We start from the raw sequence: 20,262 nt of genomic DNA, 5'->3' as shown, positions 1-20,262 counted from the left end.
TAACAGGTAATATATTAAACAGGTCCGACACCGAAACATCACATGACAATAGATACTGATTAGGCTAGAGGACAGGGTTCAACTCGACATTTAGTTACATATAAACGACTAGCTATCGAGAAAACGTGGTACAAACCCTTGGATATCCACTTTTAGATCATTCGACTCAAACTCTATGATCTTTTCTTCAGAGTGACTCAAAACTAGACGCCCTCGAACTTTTAAAGGCAAGTTCAATAAAATGATCATGGATTGCTTTCGTTGAAAGCAATAGATATCCAATTCTTGGCTTTCAGAAGCTTCTGGGATAAGGGTTGGTATAATATTGCAGATCGGTATGGAGTACTCATTCACATGATCTCGCAAACTCTTTGCGATTTCGCGATTCAATTTAGGATCATCGGTAAGTACGTTAAACTCCCGCTCTCTTATTTGATAGTTTTGTTCTAAAATCCCCCTGACCTTTCGTGAAATCAGTTCATCAAACATATGATAGAGTCTGATATCACTGTTATGTCGTGAGACTTCACCTCGACGCTTGTGGTCTACCCCCCAAATCCATGCTTTGACCCCTTTATGGATAGCGCTTAAAGGGTCGTAACTGAAGCAATCTTGAGTAAGGTAGTCTCTTACATAAACTTTACCCCCACCGAATCCCTCTGGGTCAATAATAAAGATAGAATAGGCCTTTTTATAAAGTGTTGGGGCATTACATCCGTTGATAAATTTTAGGATAAAGCCCGAGTCTATGAGCTCGTCCCTATATCGACGTAAGCGTTGCACCGTCATTCCTGTAACACTTGAAAGCTGAGAAAAACTAATCATATTGACTACTCCGATGTCGTCACTCAAAGCGACCAGTACCGATTTTAGTAACCGTTTAGAGATACTTTCAGCTCGTACACCGTACAAGTCCTCACCTTCTCCCAAAAGCTGTTTTATATAGGATTTCTTCGCTTCACTTAGCTCTCGATTTTTATCGCCGATTTCAGGTTGAGCAATGACATATCGTCCTCCTTCTTTACTTCGAGTCACATACTCATTTAGACATAACCGGGTAACCGAAGCTCGGACCATAGAAGCTTTCATCATTAGCTTTTCAGCCAATAATGCGATTGAGCATTGACTATACCCTTGTCCATTAGCAAGTAAGAGCCACCGTATATATATGACCTTATCTTGAGGCTTCAAACCTTTCCAAGGCTGGATCAGTATATTCATAACCATCAATTATTAACTTTATAATACCTATTAAATTCATAATACCATATTTTTTGACAGCGAATTAGTTACATGTAAAGCTACATGTAACTAATTAATAAGAAAAGAAAGCAATGACTAAAGAAATGGATGACTTCCGGGATTGGGTAAATTTTAAGAACCAAAAGATGACCCGATGGGTAACTGATTATTTTGTTAAAAAAGGGATCACTAGAAGACTTCCTTCCATAGAAGATATAACTACCTACTCTCAGGAAAAAGGTATTTTAGAACAAGCTGAGCACTACTTTTCTAGCATGAGAGACCAGGTTTCAAAGCAAGAAAAACTGTCGAAGATGAAAAAATCTTGGGCACAATACAGCCGCAGAAAAAAAGGCACCAAAAGAGTACATACTGTCTATGTCGATGATAGCACCCACAAAGTTCTTGAGAGCATTAAGAAAAAAAAAGGATTAGATAACTTAGGCCAATCTGTAGAGTCAATTATCAATGGAACAGCATTTAGAAGAGAGATTCTAAGACTAGAAAAAGACAATTATTCACTGAATGAAAAGCTCGAAAATTTCAGCTTGCTAAAGGCGAAATATCGTCAGCAAAGAGACCAATTGGAAGAAATACGTAATAAAGTAGACTCACTTGAAGAGAGAAACTTAATGTTGACGAAAGCGCTCGAACAGTTAACCAACTCTCTATAATCTAAGTAACATAGGCTCATAAAACTAGAATTCATGCTGTTCCTCGAACCATTAAGAAGAGTCTGTATCTTCGTTACACATTGGACGAAAAATCAAGCCGATCTCGTCGCTGATAAAGGAACAATATTCTCAACTGTCAAAGCCTGAAGCTTATCGCCCCACGCCTGTAAAACGACTAGTTGCTCATCAAGGTAGTCATGGTGGTTATAAACTCTAAGCATACCCGGTAGCTGGTGGCCGACTGTCTTTTCTATTGCCACGATATCCAGCCCCATTTCACTACAACGGCTGATAAAGGTACGACGCAAGTCATGGGGTGAAAAACGCTCTAGATCGGCTGGTAAATTACGTTTGATCAATGCCCGTACTGCCGCAGGCTCTTGGGCTTTATCTACAGTGAGTTGAGGCCAAACAAACTTCCATTTACTTGGGACACTTTCACGCTGCTCTTGCAATAACTCAACAAGATAATCACTGAGCGGTACTTTGCGACTATCCGGACTTTTAGTATGTCGCTCTGCTGAGCTGGCTGGTAGAGTCCAAACCTTGTTTTCCAGATCTAGCTCACCCCAACGCATTTCTAGAACAGCACTGATACGTTGACCACATCCCAGCAAGAAACGTATTAAACGGACGTTAGAAGGGGCTGTGCGCCACTCCCCTAAGCTAGTTAACAATATCTTCAACTCAGAAAAGCTAAGGTTTCGCTTTGTTACTTTAGAGCCCCCTCCAACATCCTTTGCTTTTAGTTGTGGTGCCGGATGAGAATCAAGCATATTAAGAGCTAAGGCATGGTTAATCACTTGATTGATGACTTTATGGCAAGCACCGATAGCACCAGCCATACGCTTACCCTCTTTATCAACCTTCGCATCAAAAACCTTATTAAGATCATATATGCTTAAATCCGCCAGCTTAATATTACCGATAATTGGCTTTATATCTCGATTGTAAATGGTTCTCGACTGATCGCCTCGTAATTGCTTAGAAAGACGCTTCTCATCAAAACTCTCAAATGCATCGTTAAAGGTCTTTGCCTCATCTTGTGCGCGTTTTTCTTTATCCAGTTCAACCTTTGGGTTCTTGTTGTTCTCCAGCCAACTCCGATAGCGGCCAGCTTCTACTCTTGCCTGCTCTAATGTCATACCCTGCTCAGGTTTTGACTTCACATATCGCCCCATAGAGATTTTTTCGTGTTTCTTTCCAATCTGAAAACGAAATGTCCATGTCATTGTACCGGTAGGACGAACACGTATATTCAGCCCTTCAATTTTTTTATCTGGGATTAAATACTCTTTATCTTTTGGCTTCAGAGCTTGTAGTGTGGCATTGCTGTTTATTCGTTTTGTCATTATAAGCAACTCTCTAACTAAATCCTGGGTACGGCGTGGGGTACGGCAATAACGCGGTTTCTATTGTACCCATAAAGACGTCAATGGAAAACAAATAGAGACAAACAACCATAAAACATTGACTTAAATGACATCGAAAGACATTGGTGGACACCTATGGAATTATGTAACCATTTACGCAGCACATGGAAGCTGGCGTATTCCTAGAGCGTAAAGCGTAAGTATCGCTTTCAGGTCTAAGCCAAACAGCAGATACAAAAAAACGAGCCCATTGGCTCGTTTTTTTAATTTCTAAATCAGCTTAAGCAGTTTTGCCAATAAAGCCGAGTTTCTTACCTACCCATGCAAGAAGCAACATCGCGACAATAATCGCAAAGAAGTTTGAGCCAGCATCAGGGTGTTGTGCCTTCACAAAAGCCGAGTGGCCAAATGCACCCACGAAGAAACAAGCTAAACCTACTAGTGGGATATCTTCAGATACTGGGTTAGTTAGGTACTCTTGGTAAAGCGCTTGTACAGCCAAAACTAAAGCGATAAGCGGGAAAATAGAGAAGCCCACTTCGCTCATTGTTACCCAAGATAACAATGCATCACCACACACACCGGCTACAACAGCAAGTACGAGTGTTTTTCTTTCAGAACCACGGTTTACAGTATTATTTTCATTCGACATTATTCAATCCCGCCTTTTAATCGGTTACGTTCACGTTCTTTACGATACCAAAAAGCTCCTTTGGCCATCATTCGCAATTGCATGATCAAGCGTTCAGCCAATTCATCTCGCTGACGTCGATCTAAATCTAATGCTTCTGCCCCTGAGTTGAAGACTAAGATAACCGAGGCTTCCGCTTGAGTGAAAGCTTCGTCCCTTGTCATGCCAGTCGTTATCAAATATTCGGTTAACTCAGCAGAGAAGTGCTGTATCTCACGAGCTACCGCTGCACGAAACTCAAATGAAGTTCCTGAGCGCTCTCGCAATAACAGTCTGAATACGTTAGGGCTGCTTTCAATGAATTCCATAAAGGTTTCAACCGATGTACGAATCACACTGCCTTCTTTTACTATGCGTTGCCTAGCTTGACGCATTAACTGGCGCAGCAGTAAGCCACCTTCATCAACCATGGTTAAGCCAAGCTCATCCATGTCTTTGAAGTGACGATAAAAGGAAGTCGGTGCTATTCCAGCCTCACGAGCGACTTCTCTCAAGCTTAGATTGGAAAAACTACGATCGGCGCTGAGTTGGCTAAATGCTGCATCGATTAAGCTGCGACGAGTTTTTTCTTTTTGCTGTGCGCGAATGCCCATTGGTTTCATACTTTATCAATTTCTTCTTTTACAGCCTAAACAGGCATGTCTAATACTCTATTCAATATAACGCGAATCACTTATTTATATAAGGCACTCTGGTTATATAAGACACTAAACATACCTCTTTGTTCACGTACCGAAGTAAATACGTTCGAAGAAAAAATTTCAATATCCACACTGTCATTTGGAGACATACGACATACCAAATATTATTTTTTCGATAACACTGCGTGATCCCACCGACTCTCTGATGCCCTTTTCATGTACCCAAGAACAGAATCAGTTAAAATCTCGCTAAAGCAATGTTACTCAAATATAACAAGGAAGATATCTATGCCGCACTCCAACCACTTTGATGTAATCGTAATTGGTAGTGGCCCCGGAGGAGAAGGGGCAGCGATGGGATTAACCAAAGCCGGGTTGAACGTTGCAATCATTGAGAAAGAGAGCAGCGTTGGTGGTGGTTGTACTCACTGGGGAACCATTCCTTCAAAGGCACTGCGTCATGCCGTAAGTCGTATTATCGAATTCAACAGTAATCCGCTGTTTTGTCAGAACAACAAAAGCATACACTCAACGTTTTCTAACATTTTGGGGCATGCCAAATCGGTTATCGACAAGCAGACTCGATTACGCCAAGGCTTCTACGACCGCAACCAGTGCACGTTGGTCTTTGGTACTGCACGTTTTATCGATACCAACACTGTCTCGGTAATGCAAAGCGATGGCACTGAAGAACATTACAGTGCAGACAAATTTGTTATCGCGACAGGCTCTCGCCCTTACCAACCAGATAACGTCGACTTCCTGCATGAACGTATCTACGACAGTGACTCGATTCTTTCTCTTAAACACGACCCGCAACACATCATCATCTATGGTGCTGGCGTTATTGGTTGTGAATACGCGTCGATTTTCCGCGGTTTGGGTGTAAAAACCGATCTTATCAATACTCGTGACCGTCTGTTGTCATTCCTAGACAATGAAACCTCAGATGCACTTTCTTATCACTTCTGGAACAGCGGTGTCGTGATTCGCAACGATGAAACCTTTGAGAAAATTGAAGGCACTGATGATGGCGTGATCATTCACCTAGAGTCAGGTAAAAAGATGCGCGCTGATTGCCTACTGTATGCCAATGGCCGAACGGGTAATACCGATAAACTGAACCTTGGTGCTGTTGGCTTAGAAGCGGACTCGCGTGGGCAAGTCTCAGTAAATACCAATTACCAAACCAATGTTGACCATGTTTACGCTGTCGGTGATGTGATTGGCTACCCTAGCCTAGCAAGCGCGGCTTATGACCAAGGTCGATTTGTGGCTCAAGCAATTGTGAAAGGTGAAGCTGAACGCCACCTTATCGAAGACATTCCAACAGGTATCTACACCATCCCGGAGATCAGCTCTGTTGGTAAAACTGAGCAAGAGCTTACCGCAGCTAAAGTACCGTATGAAGTGGGACGTTCTTCCTTCAAGCACCTAGCTCGTGCTCAAATTGCGGGTAAAGACATTGGTAGCTTGAAGATTCTGTTCCATCGCGAAACCAAAGAGATTTTAGGTATCCACGTGTTTGGTGAGCGTGCCGCTGAAATCATCCATATCGGACAAGCGATCATGGAACAGAAAGGTGAAGCAAATACCATCGAGTACTTTGTGAATACAACCTTTAACTATCCAACGATGGCGGAAGCTTATCGTGTTGCAGCACTCAACGGGCTTAACCGTTTATTCTAGATAAAGAACCAATAGGAGTATTTGACCACCCATAGGCCAAATACATAAACAGCAAGCCACGCGCTTGCTGTTTTTATTTAAAACACTGAATATTAAGGCATTGATAGTAATTAGATCATGATGTTCTAAATACCCCTTTACCTGTACAGCCTCATTTACTCTCCACAAACAGAGCCCTCAGAGCTAAGCGAGAAACTCCCCTTTCTTCCACTGAGAAACAAACAACACACCAAGACCAATTCCGCGCATTGCCATAAAGCTCAGCATCGCTAACCACAGTGCATGGTTCTCTAAACCTGATGCTAAATAGAAAATCGCGAAGAAACTACAGGTCGCAACAAACATACTATTGCGCATATCCTTGCCCTTGGTTGCTCCAACAAAAATACCATCCAACAAGAAGCACCACATAGACACCAATGGCATTGCGACTAACCACGGTAAATACACCTCGGCTTGGTTCTTCACGTCAGGAATGGTAGTGATCATATTAATCAAACTCGAGCCAGCGAGTGCGAACGCTATGGTCAGTACCAAACAAATATTAAAGCTCCAGAAGAAAGTACCAATCAATGACTGGTTCAGTTCATCTTTGTCTTTCGCGCCTATCGCCTTACCGACCATCGCTTCCATTGCGTAGGCAAAGCCATCCATCCCATAAGAGATGATCATCAAGAAACTCATCAACACTGCATTGGCCGCAACAACATCATCGCCAAAGCTTGCACCTTGGAAAGTCATGAAAGTGAAAGTCGCTTGTAGATACAATGAACGAAGAAAGATATCGCGATTCAATTTCACGAAACGACTCAAACCTTGGCTGGTTTTCTTAAGCAGATCCCATGGCGATGGTAACTGCTTCTTCGCCCAGATTCGGTAAACACAAATCAAGCCAAATGTTAGACCGGCATAATCAGCCATTACAGATGCCAATGCTGCACCTTCCACTTGCCATCCTAAGCCGATAACAAAAACAATATCCAAAACGATATTGGTGATATTGGTGATGATCACCATCCACATGGGCGCTTTGGCATTTTGAGTCCCGAGTAACCAACCTAGAATCACAAAGTTAGTTAGCGCAGCAGGCGCACTCCAAGCGCGGATTGAGAAATATTGCTGACCATAGTGCTTAACTTGATCACTGGCGCTACTCAATGAGAAAACTAAATCGGCGACTAGACTGTGTAAAAGCAAAAAGACACCAGCAAACCCTAAGGCCATGGTCACGCCTTGCACAAAGACTAAACCAAGTTGCTTGCCATCATTCGCACCATAAGATTGTGCGGCTAGCCCTGTTGTCGACATGCGCAGGAAACCAAGCAACCAAAAGGTCACGCTGATCATTGTGCCGCCCAGCGCCACACCACCTAAATACCAAGAGTGCTCGAGGTGACCGATAACCGCCGCATCGACTAAGCCCAGCAGTGGAACAGTAATATTAGAGAGAACCATCGGGATCGCGAGCAGCAGCACTTTTTTGTGCATCGCCTGATTGGATAGCGTTTGAAAAATAGTTTGGGGATTAAATAGCTTCACGATCACCTCTTAGATTAGAGGCGATAGTTTAACCTAGTGGGTGGGCTTTCACTATGTTGTGGAATTTTACTTATACCGGCTATGTACTCAGTTACTCGAAATACAGAACCACTAGGGTTACCACTTAACGAGCACTAACTGCGGCGTTAAACGCTTTTTGACCTGAGAGATCTTACAAAGAAGCCGCTGCCACAATTTCCAACGATTGCATTGTTGGTCTAGGGGAGAAAACGCTTTTACCCATTGAGCCCATGGCAGCCAATTAAGAACGCTGTCTATTGGTGAAGACAACCCATGAGCATACTTTCCTGAACCAAGCTTTTGTCCCAACGTACTTGAGCTTTTATCTCCAGCTAAGACTAAACACGCATGTGCATGAGTAAAGTAGCGGCTCAAAGACTGAATGAAGTTCGCGGTCTGTTGTTCATTACAATCCAGCAAAGCATGTTCACACACCACCATCACCGAGGCTTGTTCTGGAATATTAAGTTCATCCAACCAAGTTAGGTCATCGACAGAGCCACACTCTAAGCGATAGCGTTCATTTTTGTGGAACAAGCGTTGTCGCCAAAGCAGATTCTCGGTTACATCTAACTCAACCCAATGACAGCGGCCATTATCTAAACGGTAGAAACGGGTATCGAGCCCTGCTCCCACGTTAATAATCCAAGCATCTGGGTTATGAGATAAAAACTGTTGAACTTGAGAATCACAAAGTTGAGTCAGTGTCGCGTAAAGGAGTTGCTGTTGGTCGAGTTCACCGGTAAGACATTCTGGTGCGAGCTGGCAACGCTTGCAGGCTTGAGCTGCGATAGGATCATAAACGAGACCATCATCAGCTAGGCTTTCACGGCTACGAAACCAAAGATGCTGAACGAGGTTCGTCGGAACTTGGAATTCTTGATGTGCAGACCCTTGTTCAGAAGAAGCCTTTTGAACAGAGGAGCGCGGCTTACGAGTAAGCGGCTTCATTTGAGGTTTGGTTGGGTTTGGCATCATCATCTTCCTTGTATCTCGACAAAGAAGATGATAATGAATATCAATTACAATGGCAAGTTATTGAGAATAAATATCAATAAGCTGTTTGTACTGACTACATCCAGTCGGTGTTGCGAATAATACCAACCGCAAGCCCTTCAATAGACAAGTGTTGAGATTCTAGATCGACATGGATTGGAGAAAACTCTTCATTTTCAGCATGTAACAGAACCGTTGAACCTTTACGTTCTAGGCGTTTTACCGTTACATCATCATCGACACGAGCCACTACAACCTGACCGTCGCGTACGTCTTGTGTTTTATGAACAGCCAGTAGATCACCATCCATAATACCGATGTTTTTCATACTTTCGCCATTTACACGAAGTAAGAAGTCAGCCTGAGGTTTAAACATACCTGGGTCTACTTGGTAATGCATTTCTACATGTTCTTGAGCCAGAATAGGCTCACCAGCGGCAACCTGACCGATTAATGGTAAACCTTGTTCCTCATTTGCTGCATCTTCAAGCAAAATACGAATACCACGAGACGCACCCGGGATAATCTCTATCGCTTCTTTACGAGCAAGAGCTTTTAAATGTTCTTCTGCAGCATTAGCAGAGCGGAAGCCTAGTTCTCGTGCAATTTCTGCACGTGTCGGTGGCATACCGAAATCGTCAATCTTACTTTTGATAAGATCAAAAACTTGTTGTTGGCGCGGCGTTAACGGCTTCATGATTCACCTGTCTTTTTATACAGTTGACTGTGAGTATATCCAGTAACTGAACAAAAGCAAAGCAATTGGTTGTTTTTAGTTCATTTTACAAGAATCACAAAAATAGGATCTCTAGCCACACGTAACCCGCTAGTATTAGACAGATGAGAACAGCCGCCGAGCCGACATCTTTCGCCATCCCAGAAAGCTCATGATGCTCACTACCGATTCGATCAACAACTGCTTCAATCGCGGTATTGATTAACTCGACAACCATCACTAACACAACAGCTGAGATCATCAAGATTCGCTCAACTTGGCTTACGTCCAAATAGAATGCCAACGGAATCAGTATTGCTGCCATGAACACTTCTTGCCGAAATGCAGCCTCGCTTTTAAACGAACTTGTGAGGCCTTGCCATGAAAAGCCTGCTGCTTTTATGATGCGTTTGAATCCGGTGTTTGATTTTTTGGTCATTTTTAACTCTATACTCAATCAGTCGATGAATGATTTTCCACAAACTTAACGGCAATATGACTATTTCCATTAAAAGGTTAGACCAGTTTCTGGTATTCTTACATCGATTAAATTTACGCCTAGGCTTATCCCTATTTCACTCATAGGATTTATCCTTTTTCATCATAGAAATAGAGATACGCTTGAGCACATTGAAATAACTATTGAGGCAGTGAACCTATATGTCTTCTGGACAATCTTTTTCACGTTCATTAATGAAGCTACCTTTATCCGTATTGGTAAAGGGCACATCAATTCCTTCAAACCCTGTTGAGGATTTGAACATTGATTTGAGCAAACCGATTGTATACGCCTTACCGTTTCGCTCAAGTGTCGACATTCTTACATTGCAAAAACATGCACTTGAATTAGGTCTACCTGATCCATTAAGCAAGCTTGAAATCAACGGCAAATCACTGCAACGCTACGTTTTTATATCTTCTCGCAAAACTCTGCTTCAAGACGATGATTATGTACCAAGCTCTTCAATTGAAGTGTTCTCTGAGTTGCTTTCACTGCATGCTGAAGACTCTGAGCTCGATGTTCAAGTTATCCCTGCCACTGTGCTTTGGGGACGTAAACCAGGTAAAGAGACTAACCAGAAACCTTACCTACAAGCAATGAATGGCTTAGAAAAATCAAAAGCGGTATTGCTCGCAGGTCGTGACTGTCTAGTTCGCTTTAGTCCTGTGGTATCTCTTCGCTACATGGCAAACTCACACGGTACCGACAGCACCATCGCGCACAAACTGGCGCGTGTAGCGCGTATCCACTTCTCTCGCCAAAAACTTGCTGCATCAGGCCCTAACCTTCCAAGCCGCCAAGCGCTGTTTGATCGCCTGTTAAAATCAGAAGCGATCAAAAAAGCGATTGAAGACGAAGCACAAGCAAAGAACATCTCGATCGAGAAAGCGAGCAAAGAAGCTCAAGACATTATGGACGAGATTGCTGCGAACTTCTCTTACTCGCTGATCAAGCGTGGTGAGAAGATTCTTGGTTGGCTGTGGAATAAGTTGTACCAAGGCCTGCATATCAGCAACGCTTCAACGGTTCGTAAGTTGGCTCAAGATGGTCACGAGATTGTTTACGTGCCTTGTCACCGTAGCCACATGGACTACTTACTGCTTTCTTATGTGCTTTATCATGAAGGCATGGTGCCGCCGCACATCGCTGCGGGTATCAACCTGAACTTCTTCCCTGCCGGTCCTATTTTCCGTCATGGTGGTGCGTTCTTTATTCGTCGTAGCTTCAAAGGCAACAAGCTGTACTCGACGATTTTCCGTGAATACCTAGCGGAGTTGTTCGCTAAAGGTTACTCAGTAGAGTACTTCAGTGAAGGTGGGCGTTCTCGTACAGGTCGTTTATTGCAAGCGAAGACCGGCATGTTGGCGATGACTATTCAAGCGATGCTGCGCGGCATGAATCGCCCGGTGACTTTGGTTCCTGTGTACATCGGCTACGAGCACGTGATGGAAGTGGCGACTTACGCAAAAGAACTTCGTGGTAAGCGTAAAGAGAAAGAAAACGCGAGCTTAGTGATTCGTACCATTCGTAAGCTACGTAACTTTGGTAAAGGCTACGTGAACTTCGGTGAGCCTATTCAACTGAACCAATACCTGAATGAACACTCACCTGAGTGGACCAAAGACATCGACCCAATGGGCACCAGTAAACCACAATGGATGAATCCAGTGGTTAATGACCTGGCGACCAAAATGATGACGCACATTAACGATGCCGCGGCGACCAACGCATTGACCCTTTGTGCAACCGCGCTATTAGCCTCAAGACAGCGCGCATTGTCTCGTGACTCTTTGGTTTCTCAGATCAATTGCTACCTGTCTCTGCTTAAGAACGTACCTTACTCTGATACATTTACGGTACCAAAAGACAGTGCTGAAGATCTGGTAAAACACGCTGAATCGCTGAACAAGTTCCTAATTGAATCAGACTCAATGGGCGACATTATTTCGCTAGACCGTCACCAGTCAATTCTGATGACCTACTACCGAAACAACATCATTCACTTGTTCGCTCTGCCATCTTTAATTGCCCAGATGACCATTCGTCAGCGCGGTTTATCGATTGAAGCGATTCAAAAGAATGTTGCAGCAATTTATCCGTTCTTAAAGAAAGAGCTGTTCTTAAGCTACGACGAATCACAGCTTGAAGGCGTAGTATCAAACATCATTGATGAACTTGTTAGCCAGGGCATGATTGTTGTGTCTGACAATGAAGTGACGATCAACCAATCGAACAGCCAAGCTCTTATGCTGTTAGGCCGTACGATTTCAGAAACGCTACAGCGCTACTCTATTGCTCTAAACTTGCTGGCAGAGAATCCGGAACTGGACAAATCTGACCTTGAGCAGAAAAGCCAAGACATCGCACAGCGACTTGGTCGATTGCATGGTATCAATGCTCCCGAATTCTTCGATAAAGGTGTGTTTGCTTCTATGTTCGCAACGTTGAAGCAGCAACAGTACCTAGATAACGACGGCAACTGCGATTTAGAGAAGACTCAGCAATTCGCTAAGCTTCTTTACTCGATGCTTTACCCAGAAGTCCGTCTGACTATTCAAGAGAGTATTCACCAAGTCGAGTAATTCCTGTATATAGCAGGGCTCTGATAGCAGATTCAACGCGATCAAAAAAGGCACCCACTGGGTGCCTTTTTCTTGAATATTCGTTTGATAAAAACTGATGCTTACCAGAAGGTAACGAACAAACCGACCGTTACGGCCATACCAACATAGTTGTTATTTAGAAAAGCTTGAAAACATAAGTCTCGGTCACGATGCCGCATCAAATGTTGTTGGTACACAAACAAGCTGCCTGCGGCTAACAATGCCCAATAGAAAGTATCACCCAATTGGTAGTGCATACCTAACACAATCAGCATCGCTAGAGTAACAAGTTGCAAAGAGCCGACGATAAGCTTATCGAAGCGACCAAATAAAATAGCCGTCGATTTAATACCAATCTTCAAGTCATCATCTCGGTCAACCATCGCATATTGCGTGTCGTAAGCAATCGTCCACAACGCGTTAATCACGAAGACAAACCACACAATGCTTGGCAGTTCATTGGTTTGTGCCGCCCAAGCCATTGGTATCGCCCAACTAAACGCTAAGCCAAGAAACAACTGTGGAAGATGCGTAAAACGCTTCATGAAAGGGTAAATGAACGCCAGACCAACACCAATAAATGAGAGCTTAATGGTCAGTGGATTCATGGTGAGTACCAGCAAGAATGAAACTACGGCTAGCACTAAAAAGAGCAGAATCGCTTCCTTACTGGAAACCAAACCAGACGGCAGTGGACGCTGCTTGGTACGTTTAACATGACCATCTACTTTACGGTCCGCAAAGTCATTGATCACACAGCCAGCTGAACGCATCAACACCACGCCGAGTACAAAAACAACCAAGACATCAAAATCAGGCATACCTTGTGCGGCGATAATCAGTGACCACAAGGTCGGCCAAAGGAGTAATAGGGTACCAATCGGGCGATTCATTCGCGTTAATTGCCAATACGCCTTCGCTTTGGTGGCAAGCATTTACACACTCTCCTTAGAGTAAATGGGTGATGTTGGTAAAAACAGTTCTGCCACAAGCATCGGTTTATGGTTCATCCATAATCGAGAACGACGCGCGAGTAATCGCTCATCGCCTGCGATAACCCAACCAACTTGCAGCGCATCTCGCTCCACGTTCTCAGCACTAAAAACGGTCAATCCAAGCGGGACATTACCTTGTTGAGAAAGGTCTGAGTGCTGATGATCTTCTAATGTGACTCGGGGAATCAAGGTTCGACCTAACACCCACGGTTCGTCATCACCCTTTAAAATCACTTTACGCAGTAAGCAATCAAACGATGATAAAAGATGTTCCTCGTCTTGTTGCAGCATTGAGCGTTCTACAACTTGATTATGAAGCAACTCAACAGACAGGTGCTGACAGCACTTCCCCAACTTGCGGGAAAGAGAACCTTGCTCCATCAGCCACTCTTTGGTGGTTTCATTAGGAAAATCAAATGTTTCTGTACTTTGCCAATCTACATTCATTAACGAATTAAGATACAGCGATATTGGCTGATTCATACTAGTATTCAATAGGTGACTTTACACGTACAATAAAGCTTCAACTTTCGAACAAAATTAAAGCGTTCTTCGAATTGTAAACGTATTTAGATTTAGACCGCTCATTGTAACAAGACTAATGCGTTTCGAATATCGCGAATAAACTAAAGAAAAGTCACAAATATGCACAAACGTTATGTAGCCCAAATATTTCTTGCGATTACCCTACTCTTTTCAGCATCAAGTTTCGCGGAAGAGGAGTCGGCAGCTAAACTCGCCTACTTCACGCTAGAGCCAGACCTGACCACCAATTTTTACACTAAAGGTAAAAAACTGGGCTACATTCAGGTTCGCCTCGACATCATGGTGGCAAATAGTAGCGACTTGGCCGCTATTGAGCATCACCAACCACTGATTCGCGATGCGGTGATTGAATTGCTTGGCAAACAAAACGAAGAAACCATTAAATCTCTATCTGGCCGTGAAGACTTAAGAAAATCCTTAGTTGAACACCTCAACAAGATTTTGCTTCCAGAGACAGGTAAAACCCTGATTGCTGACTTACTGTTTACCAAATACCTTTATCAGTAATGATGTAAAACGAATCCCAATAAAAAAGCGGCTCATCTGGCCGCTTTTTTTGTCTCTATCGTTTGGCTACTCATTAGAAGATATGAATTAGCTTCTTGCCGAGCTTGGTGCTTTCATCGCATCGATAAAGCCAATAATCACACCAGCGGCTAGACCAGCTAAATGCGCCGTATTGGCGATAGCCATAAATGGCTGCATGTACCCAAGCACCAACCACACCAACATAAAGCCGACAATCTGTCTTGGGATACCTAAACCAAGTTGTGGCGCCTTCGCACCAACCACCCATAAGTAACCAACCAAGGCATACACAACACCAGACAAACCACCGAAGTTCGCCCCTTCAACCCAATACTGCCCAGCACCTGAAAGCGCAGAAGAGACAGCAAAGATCTGAAGTAGCTTGAGGCTGCCAAGTTTCTTCTCAATGTCTCCACCTAGCTGCCACCACCACAAAATATTAAATGCGATGTGCATAACAGAGAAATGTAGAACGGCATGACTCAACCAACGCCACAGCTGCCATTGCTGTCCATCCACCGCTGGGAAATGTAGGGCATTGAAAATAGCTTGGCCAAAACCGATCTGTTGCAGCGCAAAAATCACCACACACACCAACATCAGGCTTAGTGTCACTGGGCCTGCTTTGGCTTTGATCATGCCCATGAAGCTTGGCGTGTGGTAATGGAAGTTGCTCTTTCTGGTCTCTGCCATGTCCCAAGATGCAGCTTGATAGCGCTTATGATTGGGCTCAGCCAGAAAACGATTCAGCTCAGCTTCGGTTTCAACCTGAAATTGGCCATCAAGAAGCCAAAGAGCAAAACGCCCTTCTCCCTCTGGAGACATCTGAATAGGGATCTGACGAGAGGCCATATAATCAATAAATGCTTGAGCAAGACGTGGATTGTCTAACACCATCAATCTAATCATTGTTACTTCCTATTCATTTTATGAGGGATGCTTGAGGCGGTTCAGGTGATGAAAGTCATTAACCTGCGATCACTGGAAGTTCAGCACGATGCCAAGCTTCGAAACCACCATCAACACTATATACCTCTTCAAAGCCTTGGTTCACTAAATATTGTGCCGCACCTTGGCTACTGATGCCGTGGTAGCACATCACTAAGATAGGTTGTTCGAACTCAACCTCATCCATGAATGACACCATCGTATCGTTAGTCAGGTGGTAGGCTGTTTTTGGGTGGGCAACCGCAAAAGACTGCGGGTCACGTATATCGACAAGTCGAGCTTCGCCTTGTTCGATGAGGGCTTGAGCGCCTTTAACATCGATATGTTTAAACTGGTCCATGACTTTCTCTTTTTATACTGATTTACTTTGCTGCCATTGTAACCTATCCCAAGGCTAACATTCACATCCACTTAATAAGGTTATCCACCAGCGATCACTTTTACACCATTTGTGGATAAATCTGTGAATTGCGTGAATAAAGTGTCTTTTCAAAAATAGATCCACAACATGTAGTAATGATCCTGATCTAACTGTGGGTTAACTGAAACATATCCCCACTCGAAAAACCCCGTCAAAGCCTTACTACACACTGCTTTTAGATAGCTGACGAATAAACTTCTCACAGAGTTATCCACAAAATCATTTTGCAAATTTCGATCGCAAAAGTTGAGAAATCGATCCAAAACAAAAAGGCCGAGATCTCTCGATCTCGGCCTTTTCAAAATTCAGCTATTTGTTAGCTCTACTAGAAAGTAGAAGCTAATAGAAACTAGATGCTATTAGAAATCACCAACGGCTTGTTTCAACTTCTTCATCGCATTCTTTTCTAACTGGCGAACACGCTCAGCTGATATACTGTAGGTATCCGCTAAGTCTTGCAGGGTTGCCTTGTTGTCGTCTAACCAACGTGAGCGAACAATGTGTTGGCTACGCTCGTCTAAGCTTGCTAGTGCTAGCCCTAGGCGATTATTGGTGTGTGACTCCCAGTTAGCCGCTTCAACCGTCTCAGCAACGTCTGACGCCTTGTCTTCTAGGTAGTAAACTGGAGCAGTGTAAGCAGAACCGCCATCGTCATCGTCCATAGGCGCTTCAAACGTCGCATCTTGTGCTGCTAAGCGAGATTCCATCTCACGAACTTCTGAAGGCTCAACACCCAGTTCACGAGCAACCGTCTCAACTTCACCGTTATTGAACCAACCCAAACGCTTTTTAGACTTACGAAGGTTAAAGAACAGTTTACGCTGTGCCTTAGTGGTCGCAATTTTAACGATACGCCAGTTACGTAGAACGTATTCATGGATTTCAGCTTTGATCCAGTGAACAGCAAACGAGACGAGACGAACACCAACTTCTGGATTGAAGCGCTTAACAGCCTTCATCAAGCCGATGTTACCTTCTTGGACGAGATCAGCCATTGGTAGCCCGTAGCCAGAGTAGCCTCTTGCAACGTGCACCACGAATCTTAGGTGGGAAAGGATCAAGCCTTTCGCAGCGTCGATCTCACCTTTGTAATGTAATCGCTCTGCAAGTCCACGTTCCTCTTCAGGAGTCAGCATAGGGTAGCTGTTCGCTGAGCGGATATAGCTATCTAAACTATCTTGTGTGACTAAAGCCATTTGATACGCTTGGTTTGCCATTCGGTTCCTCATCAATCTCTGATCTGGAGTAATACATCTATTAAAACCCTACAATCTTGAACCTAAAATGAACAGGTTTCAAGGAGGGGGAAGTAATTATGCATAATCAATTCGTCTATACAAGGCAAAAACTGGTTAAGAAGTGCCTATTTTTCGTCTAAATATGACTCTATTCACCTAAACTGGTTCAATTTCTTTTAGGTGACGCTGTGCAGAAAGCTTTGCAGCCACACTACCAAGCAGAGTTCCGACGATCAAAAGCAGTAAAGATTCATCCCAACTCAGGCCAATTAAACGGAAGTGGCTGTCGTATAGCTGAGCCAAGTCATCCACCGCGCTGTTCAGCAATACGGTAATCAATGCCGTCATTACCCAAGCGCTAATCGAACCTAAAACGCCAAACCACATCCCAGCATAAAGGTATGGTCGAAGAATGTAGCTGTCGGTCGCACCAATCAGCTTCATGGTTTGAATCTCTTCTTTATGCGCCAACACATTAAATCGTAGTGTATTGCCGATAATCAGAAATACCGCGCCCAGCATCAATACCGTTAAGGTAATCACGATGACAGCCGCTAATGCTTTGATCGCATCTAATCGCGCTAACCAATCTTCGTCTAGGCGAACATCGGTCACTAATTCTTGTTGTTTAACTGTGCCTGCCAGCTCTTTAATTAAGGTATCGCTGTGCACGCTTGGCGTAATCACCAGCACACCTGGCAGTGAATAATCGTCGAGAATGGTTAGGGCGTCTTCAAAACCAGAATACTGGCTGAGGTCTGCAAGCCCTTGCTGCGGAGAAATGTACTCCACGAGCTCAACTTGATCCCAACTTTCGATTTCATCCTTAAGCACCATTACTCGTGGCTCAGGAATACCATCCTCTACATAAGCACTTATTTGTGACGGGCTAGTGACATCTTGCGCCACTTCCCCTACATTTTTACCTAATAGGTACAAACAAGCTGGCATCGCCAACGCCATAGAGATCACCGCAAGGGTCAGTAAGTTGCCTAACGGGCGCTGCCACATTTGCGAGAACGATGACTTGGCTTGTTTCCAGTGAACAACAAAGAAGCCGTCGCTTGAAGCGCGGTTTGCTGCTCGATTAGATTGAGGTTTTTTGATGCGCTTATTCGCGGCCATAGTCTTCAACCTCACTCAAAAATCCTTGGTTTAATTCAAGATGGCGGTACTGAGGGCGAGTGTTCACTAACCCGATATCATGCGTCGCTAGGATGATCGTCACACCTGCGCGGTTGAATTCTTCAAATAATCGCAACACACGGTTAGATAATTCAGGGTCTAGATTACCGGTAGGCTCATCGGCTAAAAGCAGAGTTGGACGGTTAACCACGGCGCGAGCAATACCCACGCGTTGTTGTTCACCACCAGAAAGTTGGCTTGGCAAACAACGGGCTTTATCTAATAAACCGGTTTTATCCAACGCAGCACTGACTCGGCGTTTTATTTCGTTTTCAGAAATAGATTCAATACGCATAGGCAGAGCGACGTTATCGAAAATCGAACGGTCCATCAGCAGGCGATGGTCTTGAAAAACAATCCCAATATTACGGCGTAAGAAAGGAATGTCTTTGGCTGGGATACGAGTGATATCGTGATCGTTGAACCAGACACGTCCATCAGTTGGACGCTCTATCGCGCAGATCAACTTCAGCAAGGTACTTTTACCAGCCCCAGAGTGCCCACCCAAAAAAGCCATCTCTCCACGTTTCAGGTGAAAGTCCACTTTTTGGAGCGCTTGTCTTCCACCTCGGTAGGCTTTACTCACTTGCTGAAATTTGATCACCGAAAATTCCTCTTACGATCACTAATATCAAATTTAAAAACGGTAGCAGATTAAGGATAAACCACTTTGCTACTCGCGTTACTCTTCGCGGCTAAATAGTGCTTCAATGAAGTCTTTAGATTCAAATGGACGCAGGTCATCAATACCTTCACCCACACCAATGTAGCGGATTGGAATCTGGAACTGGTCAGCAATTGAGAAAATTACACCACCTTTCGCCGTACCATCTAGCTTAGTCAGTGTAATACCCGTAACTGGAGCCACTTCACTGAACAACTTCGCTTGGCTGATAGCGTTCTGACCTGTACCTGCATCGAGCGTTAGCATGATTTCGTGTGGCGCAGAGTCATCAATCTTCTTCATTACACGAACGATCTTGCGTAGCTCTTCCATCAGGTTGCTCTTGTTCTGCAAACGACCGGCTGTATCAGCAATCACAACATCAACACCACGAGCCTTCGCTGCTTCAATCGCATCGTAGATAACAGACGCACTGTCCGCACCAGTGTGTTGAGCGATAACTGGCACATCGTTACGCTGACCCCAAACCTGAAGCTGTTCAACGGCTGCAGCACGGAAGGTATCACCCGCTGCTAGCATCACTTTCTTGCCTTCATTTTGGAATTGTTTCGCCAGCTTACCGATCGTAGTTGTCTTACCTACACCGTTCACACCCACCATTAAGATAACGTAAGGTGTTTTAGTGGTATCAACAACCAGTGGCTGTTCCACTTGGCTTAAGATGTCTGCCATCTCTTCTTTGAGCAGACCATAAAGCGCTTCACCGTCTTTTAGGTCATTGCGAGATGCTTTTTCTGTCAGGTTTTCAATGATTTTAACCGTGGTATTCATACCCACGTCAGCAATCAGAAGTTGCTCTTCTAGCTCTTCAAACAGGTCTTCATCGATTTGCTTGCCTTTGAACAGACCAAAGAAACCAGCACCGATGTTTGCTTTAGTGCGGCTTAGGCTGCGCTTAAGACGAGCAAAGAAGCTTTCTGTCGGCTTCTCTTGTACTTCTTCAACCTTAGCTTGAGGAACTGCCACTTCTTCCTGTTCTGCTTCTGCTTCTGCTTCTGCTTCTGCTTCTGCTTCTGCTTCTGCTTCTGCT

20 protein-coding genes are annotated in these 20,262 nt (G+C 44.0%); 4 read left to right on the top strand and 16 right to left on the bottom strand.

Going from position 1 to position 20,262, the window contains the following annotated elements; all coding sequences use genetic code 11:
• Positions 1-108: 108 nt before the first annotated feature.
• Positions 109-1,221: a hypothetical protein gene (locus AB6D06_RS17895; RefSeq protein WP_372111224.1), complete on the bottom strand. Its 1,113-nt coding sequence runs from the start codon at positions 1,219-1,221 to the stop codon at positions 109-111.
• A 113-nt stretch (positions 1,222-1,334) separates the two neighbouring features.
• Between AB6D06_RS17895 and AB6D06_RS17890 the strand changes: the two genes are divergently transcribed.
• Complete coding sequence (locus tag AB6D06_RS17890; protein WP_372111221.1) at positions 1,335-1,916, top strand: hypothetical protein; 582 nt, start codon at positions 1,335-1,337, stop codon at positions 1,914-1,916.
• Positions 1,917-2,008: 92 nt separating this feature from the next.
• Here the strand turns inward: AB6D06_RS17890 and AB6D06_RS17885 are convergent, their stop codons facing one another.
• The 3 genes from AB6D06_RS17885 to fabR all read right to left on the bottom strand — a co-directional run bounded on the left by AB6D06_RS17885 (position 2,009) and on the right by fabR (position 4,582).
• The gene (locus AB6D06_RS17885) at positions 2,009-3,268 is read right to left on the bottom strand and encodes a tyrosine-type recombinase/integrase (protein WP_372111218.1); all 1,260 of its coding nucleotides are present in this window, start codon (positions 3,266-3,268) and stop codon (positions 2,009-2,011) included.
• A 301-nt stretch (positions 3,269-3,569) separates the two neighbouring features.
• Entirely contained in the window at positions 3,570-3,941 is a 372-nt protein-coding gene (locus AB6D06_RS17880) for a YijD family membrane protein (RefSeq protein WP_004736696.1), read from the bottom strand.
• On the bottom strand, positions 3,941-4,582 hold the full coding sequence (gene fabR, locus AB6D06_RS17875; RefSeq protein WP_010438693.1) for an HTH-type transcriptional repressor FabR: 642 nt from the start codon (positions 4,580-4,582) through the stop codon (positions 3,941-3,943). The genes AB6D06_RS17880 and fabR overlap by 1 nt, the downstream gene beginning before the upstream one ends.
• Positions 4,583-4,909: 327 nt before the next feature.
• On the opposite strand from fabR, the gene sthA reads away from it, so the two are divergent.
• Positions 4,910-6,310 carry a Si-specific NAD(P)(+) transhydrogenase gene (gene sthA / locus AB6D06_RS17870; protein ID WP_017061048.1) on the top strand — a complete coding sequence of 467 codons (1,401 nt, stop codon included), beginning with the start codon at positions 4,910-4,912 and terminating at the stop codon, positions 6,308-6,310.
• A gap of 183 nt (positions 6,311-6,493) precedes the next feature.
• Here the strand turns inward: sthA and dinF are convergent, their stop codons facing one another.
• The 4 genes from dinF to AB6D06_RS17850 all read right to left on the bottom strand — a co-directional run bounded on the left by dinF (position 6,494) and on the right by AB6D06_RS17850 (position 10,020).
• Positions 6,494-7,849 (bottom strand): MATE family efflux transporter DinF, encoded by a 1,356-nt coding sequence (gene dinF / locus AB6D06_RS17865; protein ID WP_017067882.1) that lies wholly within the window; start codon positions 7,847-7,849, stop codon positions 6,494-6,496.
• Between the two features lie 117 nt (positions 7,850-7,966).
• Positions 7,967-8,845: a class I SAM-dependent methyltransferase gene (locus tag AB6D06_RS17860; protein WP_017070281.1), complete on the bottom strand. Its 879-nt coding sequence runs from the start codon at positions 8,843-8,845 to the stop codon at positions 7,967-7,969.
• A 97-nt stretch (positions 8,846-8,942) separates the two neighbouring features.
• Positions 8,943-9,563: a transcriptional repressor LexA gene (lexA, locus tag AB6D06_RS17855; protein ID WP_022570862.1), complete on the bottom strand. Its 621-nt coding sequence runs from the start codon at positions 9,561-9,563 to the stop codon at positions 8,943-8,945.
• 94 nt (positions 9,564-9,657) lie between these two features.
• The gene (locus AB6D06_RS17850; RefSeq protein ID WP_010438699.1) at positions 9,658-10,020 is read right to left on the bottom strand and encodes a diacylglycerol kinase; all 363 of its coding nucleotides are present in this window, start codon (positions 10,018-10,020) and stop codon (positions 9,658-9,660) included.
• Between the two features lie 221 nt (positions 10,021-10,241).
• Here AB6D06_RS17850 and plsB point away from each other — a divergent pair, with 221 nt between their 5' ends.
• The gene (gene plsB, locus AB6D06_RS17845; protein ID WP_010438703.1) at positions 10,242-12,665 is read left to right on the top strand and encodes a glycerol-3-phosphate 1-O-acyltransferase PlsB; all 2,424 of its coding nucleotides are present in this window, start codon (positions 10,242-10,244) and stop codon (positions 12,663-12,665) included.
• A 101-nt stretch (positions 12,666-12,766) separates the two neighbouring features.
• On the opposite strand, the gene ubiA is transcribed toward plsB, so the two are convergent.
• Together ubiA and AB6D06_RS17835 are read right to left on the bottom strand one after the other, a co-directional pair.
• On the bottom strand, positions 12,767-13,621 hold the full coding sequence (gene ubiA / locus AB6D06_RS17840) for a 4-hydroxybenzoate octaprenyltransferase (protein WP_102332802.1): 855 nt from the start codon (positions 13,619-13,621) through the stop codon (positions 12,767-12,769).
• Positions 13,622-14,164, bottom strand: a complete 543-nt coding sequence (locus AB6D06_RS17835) for a chorismate lyase (RefSeq protein ID WP_164091128.1) — start codon at positions 14,162-14,164, stop codon at positions 13,622-13,624.
• A 162-nt stretch (positions 14,165-14,326) separates the two neighbouring features.
• Between AB6D06_RS17835 and AB6D06_RS17830 the strand changes: the two genes are divergently transcribed.
• Positions 14,327-14,734, top strand: a complete 408-nt coding sequence (locus AB6D06_RS17830) for a flagellar basal body-associated protein FliL (protein ID WP_017063771.1) — start codon at positions 14,327-14,329, stop codon at positions 14,732-14,734.
• A gap of 87 nt (positions 14,735-14,821) precedes the next feature.
• On the opposite strand, the gene glpG is transcribed toward AB6D06_RS17830, so the two are convergent.
• The 6 genes from glpG to ftsY all read right to left on the bottom strand — a co-directional run.
• Positions 14,822-15,664 (bottom strand): rhomboid family intramembrane serine protease GlpG, encoded by an 843-nt coding sequence (glpG, locus tag AB6D06_RS17825; RefSeq protein ID WP_017063770.1) that lies wholly within the window; start codon positions 15,662-15,664, stop codon positions 14,822-14,824.
• A 58-nt stretch (positions 15,665-15,722) separates the two neighbouring features.
• Entirely contained in the window at positions 15,723-16,043 is a 321-nt protein-coding gene (gene glpE, locus AB6D06_RS17820; RefSeq protein ID WP_017061039.1) for a thiosulfate sulfurtransferase GlpE, read from the bottom strand.
• A 440-nt stretch (positions 16,044-16,483) separates the two neighbouring features.
• Positions 16,484-17,341: an RNA polymerase sigma factor RpoH gene (gene rpoH, locus AB6D06_RS17815; RefSeq protein WP_017055518.1), complete on the bottom strand. Its 858-nt coding sequence runs from the start codon at positions 17,339-17,341 to the stop codon at positions 16,484-16,486.
• 177 nt (positions 17,342-17,518) lie between these two features.
• Positions 17,519-18,487: a permease-like cell division protein FtsX gene (gene ftsX / locus AB6D06_RS17810; RefSeq protein ID WP_017061038.1), complete on the bottom strand. Its 969-nt coding sequence runs from the start codon at positions 18,485-18,487 to the stop codon at positions 17,519-17,521.
• On the bottom strand, positions 18,474-19,151 hold the full coding sequence (ftsE, locus tag AB6D06_RS17805) for a cell division ATP-binding protein FtsE (protein ID WP_004736585.1): 678 nt from the start codon (positions 19,149-19,151) through the stop codon (positions 18,474-18,476). The genes ftsX and ftsE overlap by 14 nt, the downstream gene beginning before the upstream one ends.
• 78 nt (positions 19,152-19,229) lie before the next feature.
• The coding region (ftsY, locus tag AB6D06_RS17800; protein ID WP_372101093.1) for a signal recognition particle-docking protein FtsY at positions 19,230-20,262 on the bottom strand (1,033 nt) is incomplete at its 5' end.

The organism is Vibrio sp. 10N.239.311.G01, assembly GCF_041465805.1.
GTDB classification, from domain to species: Bacteria; Pseudomonadota; Gammaproteobacteria; order Enterobacterales; family Vibrionaceae; genus Vibrio; species Vibrio crassostreae_C.
This window is presented reverse-complemented; position numbering and strand designations above follow the sequence as displayed.

Bases quoted from the DNA above. Each gene is read 5' to 3' on its own strand.
- AB6D06_RS17895 (WP_372111224.1), bottom strand. From the start codon at position 1,221: ATGAATATACTGATCCAGCCTTGGAAAGGTTTGAAGCCTCAAGATAAG.
- AB6D06_RS17890 (WP_372111221.1), top strand. From the start codon at position 1,335: ATGACTAAAGAAATGGATGACTTCCGGGATTGGGTAAATTTTAAGAAC.
- AB6D06_RS17885 (WP_372111218.1), bottom strand. From the start codon at position 3,268: ATGACAAAACGAATAAACAGCAATGCCACACTACAAGCTCTGAAGCCA.
- AB6D06_RS17880 (WP_004736696.1), bottom strand. From the start codon at position 3,941: ATGTCGAATGAAAATAATACTGTAAACCGTGGTTCTGAAAGAAAAACA.
- fabR (WP_010438693.1), bottom strand. From the start codon at position 4,582: ATGAAACCAATGGGCATTCGCGCACAGCAAAAAGAAAAAACTCGTCGC.
- sthA (WP_017061048.1), top strand. From the start codon at position 4,910: ATGCCGCACTCCAACCACTTTGATGTAATCGTAATTGGTAGTGGCCCC.
- AB6D06_RS17860 (WP_017070281.1), bottom strand. From the start codon at position 8,845: ATGCCAAACCCAACCAAACCTCAAATGAAGCCGCTTACTCGTAAGCCG.
- lexA (WP_022570862.1), bottom strand. From the start codon at position 9,563: ATGAAGCCGTTAACGCCGCGCCAACAACAAGTTTTTGATCTTATCAAA.
- AB6D06_RS17850 (WP_010438699.1), bottom strand. From the start codon at position 10,020: ATGACCAAAAAATCAAACACCGGATTCAAACGCATCATAAAAGCAGCA.
- plsB (WP_010438703.1), top strand. From the start codon at position 10,242: ATGTCTTCTGGACAATCTTTTTCACGTTCATTAATGAAGCTACCTTTA.
- ubiA (WP_102332802.1), bottom strand. From the start codon at position 13,621: ATGCTTGCCACCAAAGCGAAGGCGTATTGGCAATTAACGCGAATGAAT.
- AB6D06_RS17835 (WP_164091128.1), bottom strand. From the start codon at position 14,164: ATGAATCAGCCAATATCGCTGTATCTTAATTCGTTAATGAATGTAGAT.
- AB6D06_RS17830 (WP_017063771.1), top strand. From the start codon at position 14,327: ATGCACAAACGTTATGTAGCCCAAATATTTCTTGCGATTACCCTACTC.
- glpG (WP_017063770.1), bottom strand. From the start codon at position 15,664: ATGATTAGATTGATGGTGTTAGACAATCCACGTCTTGCTCAAGCATTT.
- glpE (WP_017061039.1), bottom strand. From the start codon at position 16,043: ATGGACCAGTTTAAACATATCGATGTTAAAGGCGCTCAAGCCCTCATC.
- rpoH (WP_017055518.1), bottom strand. From the start codon at position 17,341: ATGGCAAACCAAGCGTATCAAATGGCTTTAGTCACACAAGATAGTTTA.
- ftsX (WP_017061038.1), bottom strand. From the start codon at position 18,487: ATGGCCGCGAATAAGCGCATCAAAAAACCTCAATCTAATCGAGCAGCA.